Origin of the sequence: Paenibacillus sp. KS-LC4 (genome assembly GCF_036894955.1) — a bacterium.
Taxonomy (GTDB): Bacteria; Bacillota; Bacilli; order Paenibacillales; family Paenibacillaceae; genus Pristimantibacillus.
In genome coordinates, this window is record NZ_CP145905.1 from 3534664 (window position 1) to 3549561 (window position 14898).

Annotated in this window: 15 protein-coding genes; 5 read left to right on the top strand and 10 right to left on the bottom strand. The window is 48.9% G+C overall.

The window, feature by feature from the left end; genetic code table 11:
* Positions 1 to 21 precede the first annotated feature (21 nt).
* Together V5J77_RS14845 and moaA are read right to left on the bottom strand one after the other, a co-directional pair.
* Positions 22 to 1884 (bottom strand): assimilatory sulfite reductase (NADPH) flavoprotein subunit, encoded by a 1863-nt coding sequence (locus V5J77_RS14845; RefSeq protein WP_338556827.1) that lies wholly within the window; start codon positions 1882 to 1884, stop codon positions 22 to 24.
* A gap of 433 nt (positions 1885 to 2317) precedes the next feature.
* On the bottom strand, positions 2318 to 3328 hold the full coding sequence (moaA, locus tag V5J77_RS14850; protein WP_338551612.1) for a GTP 3',8-cyclase MoaA: 1011 nt from the start codon (positions 3326 to 3328) through the stop codon (positions 2318 to 2320).
* Between the two features lie 161 nt (positions 3329 to 3489).
* On the opposite strand from moaA, the gene V5J77_RS14855 reads away from it, so the two are divergent.
* Entirely contained in the window at positions 3490 to 4089 is a 600-nt protein-coding gene (locus V5J77_RS14855) for a molybdenum cofactor guanylyltransferase (RefSeq protein WP_338551613.1), read from the top strand.
* 3 nt (positions 4090 to 4092) lie between these two features.
* On the opposite strand, the gene V5J77_RS14860 is transcribed toward V5J77_RS14855, so the two are convergent.
* From V5J77_RS14860 to V5J77_RS14880, 5 genes are all read right to left on the bottom strand, one after another.
* Positions 4093 to 5811, bottom strand: a complete 1719-nt coding sequence (locus V5J77_RS14860; RefSeq protein ID WP_338551614.1) for an ABC transporter ATP-binding protein — start codon at positions 5809 to 5811, stop codon at positions 4093 to 4095.
* Positions 5812 to 6111: 300 nt separating this feature from the next.
* Complete coding sequence (locus V5J77_RS14865) at positions 6112 to 6288, bottom strand: hypothetical protein (protein ID WP_338551615.1); 177 nt, start codon at positions 6286 to 6288, stop codon at positions 6112 to 6114.
* Between the two features lie 38 nt (positions 6289 to 6326).
* A complete protein-coding gene (locus V5J77_RS14870) occupies positions 6327 to 6638 on the bottom strand; it encodes a hypothetical protein (protein WP_338551616.1) in 312 nt (103 codons plus the stop codon).
* The gene (locus V5J77_RS14875; protein ID WP_338551617.1) at positions 6616 to 6891 is read right to left on the bottom strand and encodes a hypothetical protein; all 276 of its coding nucleotides are present in this window, start codon (positions 6889 to 6891) and stop codon (positions 6616 to 6618) included. Before V5J77_RS14875 ends, V5J77_RS14870 begins: the two co-directional genes overlap by 23 nt.
* 51 nt (positions 6892 to 6942) lie before the next feature.
* Positions 6943 to 7542 (bottom strand): molybdenum cofactor guanylyltransferase, encoded by a 600-nt coding sequence (locus V5J77_RS14880; RefSeq protein ID WP_338551618.1) that lies wholly within the window; start codon positions 7540 to 7542, stop codon positions 6943 to 6945.
* A 233-nt stretch (positions 7543 to 7775) separates the two neighbouring features.
* Between V5J77_RS14880 and V5J77_RS14885 the strand changes: the two genes are divergently transcribed.
* Entirely contained in the window at positions 7776 to 8492 is a 717-nt protein-coding gene (locus V5J77_RS14885; RefSeq protein ID WP_338556829.1) for a Crp/Fnr family transcriptional regulator, read from the top strand.
* 241 nt (positions 8493 to 8733) lie between these two features.
* On the opposite strand, the gene V5J77_RS14890 is transcribed toward V5J77_RS14885, so the two are convergent.
* Together V5J77_RS14890 and mobB are read right to left on the bottom strand one after the other, a co-directional pair.
* On the bottom strand, positions 8734 to 9333 hold the full coding sequence (locus tag V5J77_RS14890) for a GNAT family N-acetyltransferase (protein ID WP_338551619.1): 600 nt from the start codon (positions 9331 to 9333) through the stop codon (positions 8734 to 8736).
* Positions 9334 to 9391: 58 nt separating this feature from the next.
* The gene (gene mobB / locus V5J77_RS14895; protein WP_338551620.1) at positions 9392 to 9904 is read right to left on the bottom strand and encodes a molybdopterin-guanine dinucleotide biosynthesis protein B; all 513 of its coding nucleotides are present in this window, start codon (positions 9902 to 9904) and stop codon (positions 9392 to 9394) included.
* A gap of 121 nt (positions 9905 to 10025) precedes the next feature.
* Between mobB and V5J77_RS14900 the strand changes: the two genes are divergently transcribed.
* Positions 10026 to 10694, top strand: coding sequence for a radical SAM protein (locus V5J77_RS14900; protein ID WP_338551621.1), 669 nt, complete (start codon positions 10026 to 10028; stop codon positions 10692 to 10694).
* A 14-nt stretch (positions 10695 to 10708) separates the two neighbouring features.
* Entirely contained in the window at positions 10709 to 12676 is a 1968-nt protein-coding gene (gene nrdD, locus V5J77_RS14905; RefSeq protein WP_338551622.1) for an anaerobic ribonucleoside-triphosphate reductase, read from the top strand.
* A 210-nt stretch (positions 12677 to 12886) separates the two neighbouring features.
* On the opposite strand, the gene glp is transcribed toward nrdD, so the two are convergent.
* Entirely contained in the window at positions 12887 to 14158 is a 1272-nt protein-coding gene (glp, locus tag V5J77_RS14910) for a gephyrin-like molybdotransferase Glp (protein WP_338551623.1), read from the bottom strand.
* Between the two features lie 211 nt (positions 14159 to 14369).
* Between glp and V5J77_RS14915 the strand changes: the two genes are divergently transcribed.
* Entirely contained in the window at positions 14370 to 14897 is a 528-nt protein-coding gene (locus tag V5J77_RS14915) for a Crp/Fnr family transcriptional regulator (RefSeq protein ID WP_338551624.1), read from the top strand.
* Position 14898: the final 1 nt, after the last annotated feature.

Sequence of the window (14898 nt, forward strand, 5' to 3'; positions counted from 1 at the left end):
TCGCACTCGCTTTAAGTCGGTTTAATACACGTCACGCTGGTAGCGCTGCTGCTGCTGCATGTCAGCGAGATAAGCCTCGGCTTTCTCGCGGCTGATGCCGCCTTCCTGCTCAATGACCGTAAGGAGTGCGGCATGCACATCATGTGCCATATGCTTCTCATCACCGCATACATATACATGAGCGCCGGCTTGCAGCCAATTATACAGCTCCTTGCCTTGCTCCAGAATACGGTGCTGTACGTACACCTTCTCTTCAGAATCGCGTGAGAACGCGACGTCAAGCTTCGTCAATACGCCGTCCTTCAGCATGCGCTGCCAGTCCGTTTGGTACAGGAAGTCCGTTACGAAATGACGGTCGCCATAAAATAACCAAGATTTCCCTTCCGCACCGGATTCCTCGCGCTCCTCCATAAATGCCCGGAATGGCGCCACGCCTGTTCCCGGACCAATCATAATAATCGGAGTTTCGGCGCTTGCCGGAAGCTTGAAATTCGGGTTGTTCTGAATGTAGATCGGAACCGTATCGCCTGGCTCCAGACGCTCTGCCGTATGAATGGAGCATACGCCGTAACGCTCACGGCCATTTGCTTCATAGCGCACAGCACGAATCGTCAGATGCACCTCGTCTGGATTAGCTTGGAAGCTGCTTGCAATGGAATAAAGACGTGCTGGCAGCTTACGCAAAATACCGACAAATGCAGCAGGCGACCAGTTCCAAGGTGCGAAATCCTGCACCAGATCAAGCAAATCGCGGCCGTTCGTATATTCCTTCAGCTCTTTCTCCTTGCCTGGCGCTGTAAGCTCTTGCAGCCCGGTATTTGCACAAAGCTTCGCAGCCTGCTCCAGCAGCGGCTTCGTTAATACGGTAATTTCATAATGCTTCAGCAGCGCTTCACGCAGCGAGCCCTCTTCGCCTTTTTTATTAAATGGAACCTTCTCATCCGCGCTCCAGCCCAAAACCTGAATCAGCTCGTCTACAAGCCTCGGATGATTTTCTGGGAAAAGACCTAGACAATCGCCCGGCTCATATTGCAGGCCCGATCCGTCAAGCGACAGCTCCAGATGACGCGTCTCGCGGTCTGAACCGCGGCCGTTCAAGTTAATGTTCGCGAGTACTTCCGCATGAAATGGATTTGTCCGCGAATATTCGGATTCAGTCGAGCTAACCGAGGCGGTTGTTGATACTGCTGCTGGCTGTGCTGCTGCCGATCCATTCAAGCGCTCGTTTAGCGCTGCCGTAACTTGATTGAACCACTCTGCTGCCGGCTCATCATAATCCAAGTCGCAATCGACACGCGGTGTCAGGCGCTTGCCTCCTAGCTCCTCAAGACGAACGTCGAAATCTTTACCCGTCTGGCAGAAAAATTCATACGAAGTATCACCGAGCGACAGAACGGAGAAATACAATTCATCTAGCTGCGGTGCTCTTTTGCTATAAAGAAACTCATGGAAGGAGATTGCATTATCCGGCGGTTCGCCTTCTCCATGGGTACTTGCAATAATCAATAAATTTTCAATCTTCTTCAAGCCATTAGGCTTGAATTTGTTCATAGCGGCCAACGTAACCTGGAAGCCGTCTGCCTCAAGCTTGCTTGCAAGCTTGCCGGAAAGCCGTTGACTGTTGCCTGTCTGTGATCCAAATAAAATGGTCACTTCGCGGGAGCCTGCTGGCAGAGCGGGTGCAGACAGCGCTTGCCCTTCTACAGCAAGCGCCGCGCTTAATTGCGGCTCTGCACTAATAGGTGCAAAAGCTGCTGTACTCTGAACTGCGGACAAATATCCGCATAACCATATATGCTGCGATTCCGTCAAAGTTGGAAGAAGACGGTTAAGAAGCTCCACCTGCTCCTGATTAAAAGGACTGTTCGTCACCTGAAGTTGCAACAAAATCCACCTCTCATAAACATGAAATCATACTGTTTTTAAAATATAGGAAAGGATATCATTCACTCATCCTTGCTCTATATTTCTCGGACTGAAACGCACCGCGCCGCCAAAGGACGGCTTTCGGCCGTTTCACCTTGAAACTGCGCTTACACACTTTAGTCCATCATTAATATTCAAACTAACATATTAAGTGCAATCGGGCAATGCGTGCATTACCCCCTAATTTTTCCCAAATATCCGATTCTGAAGCAAAATGTGGCTGAACCCGAGTGAAATGGGGGCATTTCACCCTAATTTAGCCTTATAAATTAACAATTATGATGATTTCCATTAGAAAAAGTGATAGACGATTATGATGTTTTTTTGTGAAAAAAACCACGCTTCTCGCAGAAGCGTGGTGGGATGGCCTTAGCGGTCATTCTTAAATAGATTAGCCGCCGATATGAGACATTTCAATTTTCGCTGGCGACTGGGTGCGGGTAGCCCGTTCCTCCGAATAACGATCATCACGCTTTGTCCATATGCGGGTAATGGATTCGCGAATCGACTCATCTGTTTCGTCACCGCGCAGCAGCTCCATTAAATTATAGCCCTTCGAGGCAAACAGACATGTGTACAGCTTGCCTTCCGCAGAAATGCGTGCCCGTGTACAGGTGCTGCAAAACGCATCGCTTACGGAGGAAATAAAACCGATTTCCCCCGATCCATCCAGGTAGCGATAGCGTGAAGCAACCTCGCCTATATAATGAGCCTCCACCGGCTCAAGCGGCAGATGCTCTTTCAGAAGCTGCAAAATCTGCTTGCTTGAAAAAACGTGATCCCACTTCCAGCCATTCGAATTACCCACATCCATATATTCAATGAACCGAAGAATATGTCCCTTTTCACGAAAATAAGCTGCCATTGGCCATATATCCTGATCATTGACGCCCTTCTGGACCACCATATTGACTTTGACTGGCATGCCTGCAGCAGATGCCGCTTCAATGCCATCCAGCACGGCCTGTACGCCGCTGCGGTTGCCGTTCATTAGCCGGAACCGCTCGTCATTCAGCGAATCCAGACTGACCGTTACCCGCCGCATTCCAGCTTCCGCAAGTGCAGCAGCCGATTTGGGCAGCAGAACCCCATTGGTCGTAAGCGCAATATCCTCAACGCCCGGAATGGCATTCAAGCGCTTGATCAGCGTTGGCAAATCCTTTCTAAGCAACGGCTCTCCGCCAGTAATTCTAAGCTTCTTCACGCCGAGTGATACAAAAATCGTTACGAGCCGTTCTATCTCATCAAAGCTGAGCACCTTGTCCTCAGGCAAAAACGGATAGTCCTTGCCAAAAATTTCGGCCGGCATGCAATAACGGCAGCGGAAATTACAACGGTCAGTAACAGATATACGCAGGTCCCGCAGACCACGGTTCAATTGATCCTTTATTGAATGCTCCAAGCTCCTCACCTCAGGTTATGCAAAAGAGAATGTTGTTTAATGATAGCCTCATCCTTTACACTAGGGTAAATAGCGAACAAGTTCCTTACATTATGAATAGAGGTCAAGTATTTGTCAATGTTCCTGACATCAACGAATGATGGAAAGCAAGGTGAACGAGAATGAACCTGGAAGCTATTGTACTTGCCGGAGGAGAAAGCCGCCGCATGCAGCAGCGCAAAGAATTGCTCCTTATTAATGACAAGCCTGTTATTCAAATGATAACCGAGCAGCTAAGTGTTCTAACAGACCGTATTTCTATCATTACGAATGAGCCTGAATTATATCCCTTCCTTGCTCCCTCTATTACCATTAAGCCTGATATCTTTCCAAGTCTTGGCCCGATTGCCGGACTGCATGCCGGAATGAGCGATCAGGAACCGGACACCCTTTACATTGTCGCGGCCTGTGACTATCCACTGCTCACCGCTGCGCCTTTTATTGAAATGCTGGCGCTGCTTGGCAGCCATCCAGCCAAGGATGCTGTCGTTCCCATCATCGAGGAGCGAAGCCATCCCTTGTTTGCCATCTTCCATGGACGAACGCTGGGCAAATGGGCGGCCGCGCTGTACAGCCGCAATCTGAAGGTCATGGATGTGCTGCCGCAGTTGTCCGTCATTTCCTACAAGCCTGACAATCCAGCCATAATAGAGCAATTCATTAATATGAACACGCCAGAGGATTATCAAGCCATTTTATTAAAGAAGCAGCTCGCGCCTTAACGGTTAGACCGTGCTGTATTGGGCTTGATGCAGCTTGCTGTAAATACCCCCTGCCGCAACCAGCTCTTGATGCCTTCCTTGCTCGGCTATGCCGCTCTCGTCGACGACAATGATGCGATCCGCATTTTTAATCGTCGTCAGGCGGTGGGCAATGACTAGCGTTGTTCTGCCTACGGACAGGTCGGACAGCGATTTTTGAATGGCGACTTCCGTCTCCGTATCCAGTGCCGAGGTCGCTTCATCGAGGATGAGAATCGGCGGATTTTTCAAAAACATGCGAGCAATCGACAGGCGCTGCTTCTGTCCGCCCGAAAGCTTGACGCCGCGCTCTCCAATAATGGTATCTAGCCCTTCAGGCATTTTTCGGATTAAATCTTCGAGCGATGCCCGGCGCGCCGCCTCCCAAATTTCGTCCTCTGTTGCGAGCAAGTTGCCATAAGCAATATTTTCACGAATGGTGCCTGAGAACAGGAACACATCCTGCTGCACGATTCCAATATTTTTGCGCAGCGATGCCAGCTTAATGTCCCGAATATCTTTGCCGTCTACCGTAATACTGCCCGCAAGCACATCATAAAACCTTGGCAATAAACTGCAAATCGTCGTTTTCCCTGCGCCAGACGGCCCGACGAAGGCCACCGTCTCTCCAGCGTTAATATCCAAATTGATTTTCTGTAAAATCATATTGTTCGTTTCGTAACCGAAGCTCACGTCATGAAAACGGACATTGCCGACGACTTTTTTGAGCTCTGTCGCATTTGGCCGATCTTCAATGTCAGGATCTGTATCAATGATTTCCGTGTAACGCCTAAAGCCGGCGATGCCTTTTGGATAGCTTTCGATAACCGCATTAATTTTCTCAATCGGGCGGAAGAAAATGTTCGATAGCAGGATGAACGCCATAAATTCACCCATATCCAGCTTGCCCTGAATAAAGAAATAAGCGCCGCAAATCATAACAAAAATCGTAACGAGACGCATCATCATGTAGCTGACGGAAATGCTTTTCGCCATCGTTTTGTAAGCGAGCAGCTTCGTCAGGCGGAAATTTTGGTTGTCTACCGAAAACAGCTTTTTCTCATGCTCTTCGTTTGCAAACGATTGAACGACACGAATGCCGCCGACATTGTCTTCAATACGGGCGTTAAAATTGCCGACATCGCCGAACAAGCGACGGTACGTTTTGCTCATTTTGCCGCCGAAGACGATAATCAGCCAAGCCATGACTGGAATGATGATGAAGGTTATAAGTGCAAGCTCGAGGTTTATGTAGGCCATTAAAGAGAAGGAGCCAATAAGCGTCATAACCGCAATAAATATATCCTCTGGTCCGTGATGCGCTACTTCGCCAATATCATTCAGGTCATTCGTAATGCGGCCGATCAAATGCCCTGTCTTGTGATTATCGAAGAAGCGAAAGCTGAGCTTTTGGATATGGTCGAACATTTTGCGCCGCATATCCGTTTCAATGTTAATGCCTAGCATATGCCCCCAGTAGGTAACTACATAATTTAAAGCCGTATTGAGCGCATAAACGGCAAGCAGCCCCGCACATGCGGCTAAAATTAACGGCCAGTTCTGGCTCGGCAGCAAGTCGTTAATAAATTGACTAACTGCCAGCGGGAAGGCCAGCTCCAGCAATCCAGCAACAATAGCGCAGCCGAAATCAAGAAAGAACAGCCCCTTATAGGGACGATAATACGAAAAAAATCGACGCAGCATTTTAAAATCACTCTCTCATCTGTAGATTAGGTTCACAAGCGTATTCCGGCTAATCCGAATCATCCCCAGCAACCCATTTCTCAATTATAGCATGATTGCTGCGGACTGGCGTGCGAATCCCCCTATAGATTCCCAAATTGATCGCGCCCTGCTGCCTCTTCTTAATTCTTTTCTAGTTCTTGTCTAGCTCTGTTCTAGTGCTTAATTCTGTTTCTCGTTCTAAAAACCGATATTATAAAAACAAGCCCCGCCGTCGCGAACCCAGCGACGTCGGAGCTTTATAGTAAAGACTGTACTCACCTATAAAAAATACACCCAATCATGCAGCTGCATTCCGTCACTCGCCGCCTTTCCCTTAAACAGCGTGTATGGCTTCGGCAAAGTTTGCTTTTCCGCCGAACGATCCTCCATCCATACCTTAATACTGCTGCCTGCATACGACATCAGCTCATCCACCAAGCGCTGCAGCTCCATCATGAGGCTGCACCTGCTCCCGTATTTGAACTGGCCGCTTTCTAACCGCAGTGCTTGCATTCCACGGGACGCTTCAAATCCAGCTCAAGCCTGTATCCATGAATCCAATCCCAAAATTCCGGCGGTGCCTGCTCCTCAATAAACAACAGCACCTCCTCATCCTTCTCCCAGTCACTGTAGCCCTTCACCGCCGCATTGACGACCTCAAGCTCCCCCTCCTGCTTCTCTTCCAGAAACCAGGAGAATTTCTTGGCGAACAGCTGCTGGAGCAGCCCTTCAATGGATTTTGCAAATGAGCTTCTCGGCTCCTGCTTGCGGATGAAGCATAAATCAAGCATAAATTCCGATTTCATCGTCAATTCCTCCCAGTGCATCTATGGTAAATGTCTGTTCCGCCTTCACCTGAGTCAAATTGATACCGAAGGCGACGACGGTGTACAGACCATTTTCTCCCATCGTAAAATACATCCAGCCGAACACGAGCGGAAACGAAACGCAGCTGGATAAAATACTTCCCCGGCCAAGCAGCACGTGCTGTGCCCAGCGGTTAACGCCACGCTTGAAGATGAAGCGATAGGTCGCCAAATGCTCAACCGATGTTTGCATGGTTGAACCATCGGGTGCCGACGCACACGAGAATCGGCAGCGCTACTACGGTCATTCATACAAGCGGATGATGCGCTCGTATTCCTCAGGCGTGTTCACATTCGTCACACAGCTAAGCGGCTCGGCGGGCGCTTCAAGCTGCTGCAAATCAACTCCGTTATAGCAAATTCCGTTCAAAAACGTCATCACCCGATATTCTTTTATTTCGAGCAGCTTCTCTATTTCGACAGCGCTGCGCTTGTCATAGACGCCATGCAGCGGATGCAGCTTGCCAGCCGCAAACGGAATGGCCGCCGCAGAGCGATGTTCCCGCTTCACCTTCCACAGCTGCTCGGCAACCGTGCTTGAAATAAGCGGCATGTCGCAGCCCACGACCCAAATGTCCGAATGTGTCGCTAGGGTCAAGGCGGCATGCATGCCGCTCAGCGGCCCTTTGTCTGGAATGTAGTCTGTAATGATGCGAATGCTGCTCCCCAAAATCGGCAAAAAACTTCGCGGGTCATTCGTTACTAAAATGACTTCAGCGCAAAGCTGCTGCATCGTGCGGATCTGCCGCTCAACGATGCTTTCGTTTACAAAAGGAAGCAGACCTTTATGGCGACCGCCCATTCTGCGGCTTTGCCCGCCGGCCAATATGGCTCCCGTCAGCATATATGTCCCTCCGTTCTGTAGTGGACACCCTTTTCTGGCTACATTATAGAAGGTTTTATAAGGCGATACTGTTACAAATATCACTCTCTTAGGCTTTATTTACAATTAATATGGCCAAAGTGTGATTTTAGTCACCTTGGCGATGATGGACTTCTGTTACATTGGGAATAAGTTATTTCAAGCGGATAGTCCCGCTATACTAGCAGCAAAGGCGGTAATTGGGGATGAAACAAATGACAGTAGCGAGACCTTACACACAAACCGTATACAATACATTTTGTTTTTCAGAGACAAGCTTTGAGAAGCTCAATGAAATTATGTATACCCATCATATTCCGGCCGGCAGCCATATTTTCTGGGAGGGCGATGCCGACGACAAGCTCTATTACATTATGGAAGGCCGCGTTAAGCTCATTAAAAACAACACCGAGGGCAAGGAGTTTGTTTTCTCGCAATATCAAACAGGTGATATGCTGGGCCAGTTCGATCCTTTTAACCCTACTTGCCACAGCTCAAGCGCAAAAGCCGTGCTGGACTGCACTATCGGCATTATTCAAAAAAGCGATTTGGAAATTTTATTGTGGCAGCATGGCGATTTGGCAATTGAATTTATGAAGTGGATGGGGCTTATGCATCGTCTCACCCAATCCAAATTTCGCGACCTCGTCATTTATGGGAAGCAGGGAGCTTTAGCCTCAACACTTATTCGGCTAGCGAATTCTTTCGGGAAGCAAACGGAGGATGGCGTGCTGATTTCAGAGAAAATAACAAACACCGAGCTTTCCGACTATATTGGCGCTGCCAGGGAAAGCGTCAACCGCATGCTCGGCGAGCTAAAAAAACAAGAGGCATTGTCATTCGATCACGGCTATATCGTGCTGAAGGACATGGAGCATCTGAAAGCGATTTGCAATTGCGAGCAATGTCCGAAGGAGGTTTGCCGCATTTAATTAAGCCTTCCTGCAAGGGTTCAGCCTGTAGGAAGGCTTTTTTCCGTATGATTTATTTGGTTTATACAATTTGTTCTATATTACCTATTCTCTACATAAGTGAAGCTATGCGCTATACGTACGACATGCCCCTTCTGGAAGCTTGAAATGATGCTCAAGCTTCATTTCGTGGAAGAAACTATGCAGGCTTATTGATTATATTCCAAGCGTAAACGGCTTTGCTCGCCCTCAGGCGGCAAAGCTAACGTTTGCCGGCCCAATCCTTTTTATCAAGCTTATAATAGTTGTATTTTTCGTTATCCATTTCAATAATACTGTGAAAGCTAAAACCAGATTTTTGTATGACCTTATTGGACGGAACGTTATCTAGAAGCGCAATTGCACTAAGCACCTTAACGTTCGTACTCTCAAACAAATAATGGATCAGTCCTTGTGACGCTTGGGTTGTAAATCCCTTACCTCTATGATCCTTAGAAATGGCATACATGATTTCTCGATTTGGCGATGGCAATTCATCTTTCATTCCTGAACAGCACCAACCGATAAATTCTCCTGTCTCTTTCAATATTATTCCTAATCGGAGACGGAGCTCACCAATGTCTCCAGTTGTTGATACAGCATTCAAAAACTGTTTGTTTTCTGGAAGCTCATAGTTGATAAACCAATCTTCCCGTTGCTCTTTCGATACGTTCCAGCCTGGCAAAAATTCATGTATTTCGGGTTGCCAGGTGAGTGAATGAAAATCATCTAAATCAGCAACTAAAAATTCTCGTAAAATGATATCCTTGCATTCTATCGTAAAAATGTTTTCTAATGAATCGAAACGAGCATTTGTGTTCATAATGAATCTCCTTCATTTACTTTAATTTACTTTAATTCACTTTACCCCGCTTATACGCTTACGTTGGCTCCCCCAGCTCGAATGCTCCCTTGCCGCGCCCCTCCTGCATCCAAGCCGCCATACCCGCGCTGTCCTGCACAGCGAATACCGGAAGCCCTTCAAAGCGTACCGGATACCACGCTGCAACCGCAACGACCTGCTCTAATTGCTTAACGAGCGCCTCGTCCTCCTCCTCGCGAATCAAGACAATTTTCGGATAGCACTCTTGTTTAAAGCCCTCGACAATGACCCAGTCCATGTCACTAAACTGCTGAAGCAGCTCCTTCAGCGGTGTCGGCCGCTGCTCCATAATCGCCGTGCGATGCGGCGAGGTGATGGCGATTTTATGCGCACCCGCCTCGCGATGCTGCCATGTATCGGTGCCCGGATGATCTATGTCAAAATGATGTCCGTCATGCTTAATCGTGCCGACGCGGAAGCCGGCTTCGGCGAGCTGCTTGACCAGCGCGGCAGTCAATGTCGTTTTTCCGGTGTTTTTAAAGCCGACAATTTGAATAATGGAAGTTGACAATGGTCCCTCTCCTTCTTTTTCTCACGCCGCTGTGATCCCTATCACTTCACGACTACCACATGTTGTATTATCATTAACTCCTGAAACTAAATGTAGTTATTTCAGTAGGAAGGAGACTATAATGCTGACCTTCTACCCCCGGTTCATCCGTACCTTTACAGATTTGCCCGGGCATCTCTCTCTGCTGATTCACGCCTGGAACGGCTGTAATATGCGCTGCTATGGCTGCCATAATGATGCGGAATTAATCGCGCAGAAGCCGGTTCCGCATTTGCTGTTAACCCCAGAGCAGACGCTTGAGCGGCTAAGCGGCAGCGATGGGCTGTTCGACGCCGTGCTGTTCAGCGGGGGCGAATTTTTAATCAGCAGCGCGGCCGAGCTGGAAAGCTTCCTGCGGCGTGTGCGCCTTATTTTCAGCGGGAAAATCATTGTGATGACGAATGGCACGTTCCCTGGCAAGCTGAAGCATCTGCTTGAACTTGCGCTAATCGACGGCGTTCATATTGATATGAAGCTGCCCTTTCACCTGCTGAACCCAGCGGAGGATGCCGAGGTGTTCAAAGCGATTATCGGCGCTAAGCCTACCGTCCGCTTCTGTGAGGACATCCTCGACTCCGTCGATCTCGTCATTCGCCACAACAGCATTCTTAGCCAAGTAAGGACGGTTCGTTATCCGCTGCTGAGCGAGGAGTTTTTCGTCCAGATTGCCTCCTATATTGAGCAGTTGAAGGACAAGTATGACAGTATTGTACCTTATTACCTGAATCCCTACCATCCACCGCAAAAATAGAACGGAGGCCGATAATGTTTACCCAATCTACCGATATTATCCGCACGTTTACTTCTAGGTCCGAGACGAAGCAAGCCGACTACTTAAAAAGAGAAAACAGCAACTTTGTCTACTCGCTGCCGCTGCTGCGCCATAATTTAAATAATTTTGCCGAGGAGGAATATTTGCTGGAGCATATTTTGCCGCCTGCGCTTACCGAGCTCTATTGGGACGGCGTTGTGTACATTCACGACAAGCAACTGAGCCCTTATTGCCTAAGTGTAGGCTGCAAGGATATTGCGGCGAATGGCATCCCAACACTGGCGAAAAATATGATGTCCTCGCACCCGACGAAAAAGCTCGACACGCTGCTGCGTCATTTCAGCAATCTGGTCGTTCTTATGTCGCAGCAGGTATCCGGCGCTGTCATGCTTTCGCAAATGACGACGGTATCCGCCTCCTATCTCTATTATGAGGAGACGGTCAGAGGGCATAGCTTCACCGCCGAGGAGCTTGAGCAGCTGTTCCAAAGCTTGATCTGGGAAATGAATATGCCGCTGCGCGGCGGCTCGCAATCTGCCTTCACCAACATTACGCTGGAATTTGGCAAGCCTTCTGACGAAATCAAGGATGATTTTGTCATCATTGGCGGCTCGCCGCTGGACATGCGCTACAAGGAAATTCCATCCGCCTACTTTGACCGGATTAACGAGGCGGTTATTGCGGTGATGAAGCAAGGTACAGGCAATGGCATCCCGTTCACCTTTCCGCTAATGACAGTACCGATCGACGATCATTTTGACTACAGCAATCCGTTGTTTCTAGAGCTGCTTGATGGCATGTACCAATGGGGCGGCGTTTATTTCGAAAACTTCCGCAGCAAGCCGTTCGAAAGCGAGCATTATCGCCGTCTGAACCCTTATATAAAACCGCGTGATCCCGAGGTCAGCCGCAGCTTGTGCTGCCGCCTGCAAATCGACTTAACGATATTGTCACGTCTCGGAAGCGGGATTTTTGGCAGCTCCACTGGCTCTACAGGTGCCGTACAAGTTCTTAATTTAAACATGAACCGCGTCCTCATGGAATACGGCGGACATGAAGCTGCGCTGCTTGCGAAAATCAAGGAGCTGTTGAACATTATGCAGGAAGGCCATATGGCCAAGCGCAAGTGGATTGAGCAAAATAAAGAGCTATATCCAACCTTTTTTGCCTTAAACCGTGATTTGTCCAATTATTTTAATGTGTTTGCCGTTACTGGCATGCATGAGGGGCTCATCAATATCGGCTTTGAGGGCGGGATGAACAATGAGGCAGGCAAGCAGCTCGCCCACCGAATCATGCAGTTCATGACAGAGACGATCCATGCATTTATCGTTCGCGATCAGGTTGCCTGCGGCATTGAATATGCTCCGGGTGAAAATGCCGCAATCAAGCTGGCCCGTCATGATGTGAAATGGGCAAAAAAACATGACCGCACAATTTTCGTACAGGGTACAGGGGATAATGTTTATTTAACCTCAGGCTGCATGCTGCCGTTCAGCGAGGATGATTTTCTGCAACAGGTGGAGAACAGCGCTGAATTTCAGGCTTATGCGACCTCTGGCAGCATTTTGCATCATTTCCTTGAAACGAAGCTGGCTCCAGAGAGGCTGGCCGAATATTTAAGAAAAATTTTCGAGAAGCCGATTCAATATATTACACTCACTCCGACTCTGACAAGCTGTCTGACTTGCAGCCAGCAAATTGTCGCTGAGGATGGAAAAAACATCTATTCCTGTCCTGTATGCGGCAGCGACGATATCGCCACCTTCAGCCGCGTCATTGGTTATGTAAAAATGATTGCCCGCAAAAAGCTTGAGGTAGATGAACAAGGCTACTATACAGGAGATTATAATTTTTGGAGCAATGCGCGGCGTTTTGACTGGAATACACGCAAACGTATGAAGGAGGACGCTATTGACCGCGTCAGCACTGCCGCTGCCGTCTCCGTAGCGGACTCTTGATTTAAACTAAAACGTCAGGACGACCAAGTAGGCGGCTGCACAATAATCCATGCACATCAACCACTCATTATGCTGAGCCGCACAACGCCGCCCTTCTTCCTTTCCGAATGTATTTCGGGATGTGTATGGGCGGTGCTTTTTCCTTTCATACGCTATAGGGCAAATTTGTGCATTACATTACAGTGCAGTGTATTGCAGCACTGCCCAATCTTATAAAGTAGAGGCGGCAAGAGGAATGACACTAACCAGCGTCCCCGCCTTGATGCTCGTCTTCGCAGGCGGAATGACGATTAGGCAGTTGGCATCCTTTAACGTAACGAGCGCGCTCGACATATCCACTCCCTCTTGCTTTACGTACACCAGTCCGTTGTTGAAATATCGGATGCCCCGTACATAGCGGGGATAGGCATTAACCTTGTTATAATCGGCAGCAAGAAAGGCATCATGCCGCTGAGCATCAGCTGACTTGCGCTCCCCCTGCATAGCGAGCAATACGGGACGCACCAATAATTCACAGCCGATAAAGCACGCTGCTGGGTTGCCGGACAGCCCCAAGAACAGCTTGTTTTTCCACACGCCTGCGCTCGTTGGGCTGCCTGGGCGCATCGCAATTTTATTAAACAGCGTTTCCCCTTCCCACTGCTGGAAGAAATCAGCGATAATATCATAATCCCCGACAGACACGCCACCCGTTGCAATTACAATATCCACATCGCTTGCGAGCAGCTTGTACAGCATGCCTTCAGCGATTGCATAATCATCCGCAATGTGCTCCACGAAAAGCGGCTCAGCGCCGCATGCCCGCACTTGGGTCGCAAGCATATAAATGTTGCTGTTTCTGATCTTGGCGCCTTCCAGCGGCTCATGAATAGACAATAGCTCGCTCCCGGTTGAAATGATGGCAACGAGCGGCTTGCGGTACACAAGAACCTCCGCGCAGCCGAGTGCGCTCAGCAAAGCCATCTGCCCCGGCCCGATCCGTTCGCCCGCCTCCACCATCCTTTCACCAGCAAATGCTTCTTCGCCTATTGGCGATATATTCGCTCCGGCAGGCACTGCTTTGCGCAGCATGACATAGGGCTGGCCAGCCTTTTCGGCCTCCTCGGTCATTTCCAGCATCATGACGGCATCGGCACCGTCCGGCACCATCCCGCCAGTCATAATACGCGCCGCCGTGCCAGGCACAATCGCTTTTGTCGGCACAGTACCGCTTGGCAGCTGTTCTATAACTTCAAGCATAACAGGTAGCTGCTGCAAATCAGCCGTTCTAATGGCGTAGCCATCCATACCGGAGCGGCGAAAATGCGGAATCGCTTCGCGTGCGTGAATAGTTTCGGCCAAGCAGTAGCCTGCGGCATCGGCCAGAGCTATTTTGACCGTACCGGCCTGATGAACCCGAGCGAGCAAGGCCTGCTGCGCATCGCCAAGTGACACTGCTTTTCTCTGATGCTTGCTATCGTTCTTCTCCTTGAATATGTTCATTAAGAAGGTCATCCTTTCACAAGCTGTTCTTATTTATTTGAATGTACCAGTATAATGTGCCAAACTACTGTGAGATAGATCACTAAAGAATAGCTTATGCATGTCTATATTACAAAAAAAAAGACCAATCAGCCTGACACTGATTGATCCCGACTAGGAAATGCCGCTATCATTTATATAATAAGAAATACTAGAAAGGATGATACTCGTTATGCTGCTTCATAAAGGAGAAACACTATTCCGTCAAGGAGAGCTAGGACCGCTCTACCACATTAAAAGCGGGATGCTCAAAATTATTCGCTTGCATGAGGATGGCAATCCGATTCTAATGAATATTATTACCGCTGGAGAAATAATTCCTCATCATTCGCTCATAACCCAGCAGGCATATCACGGAACAGCTGTAGCGCTGGTCACCAGCAATATTGAGGTGTTGCCGCCCCAAGAATGGTACCAAACGCTGGAGACCGAGCCGGAAAAATGCCGCGATATTGCGCTGCTGCTGCAAAACAAGCTGCGCATGATGCAGCAGCGCATTGATCAATTGACACAGGCCGCACCGATTGATAAGCTTCGCAAGCTGGAGCAATGGTTCGACCAGTATATTTCACCTGCTACTCTTTGCGATGTGCTGACGCAGGATGAAATTGGACAACTGATCGGGCTGCGCCGCGAAACCGTCAATCGTCTACTGCGCGCAAAGGTACACGAGAGCGCAGTGAACAAAGCATCCTTCTAAA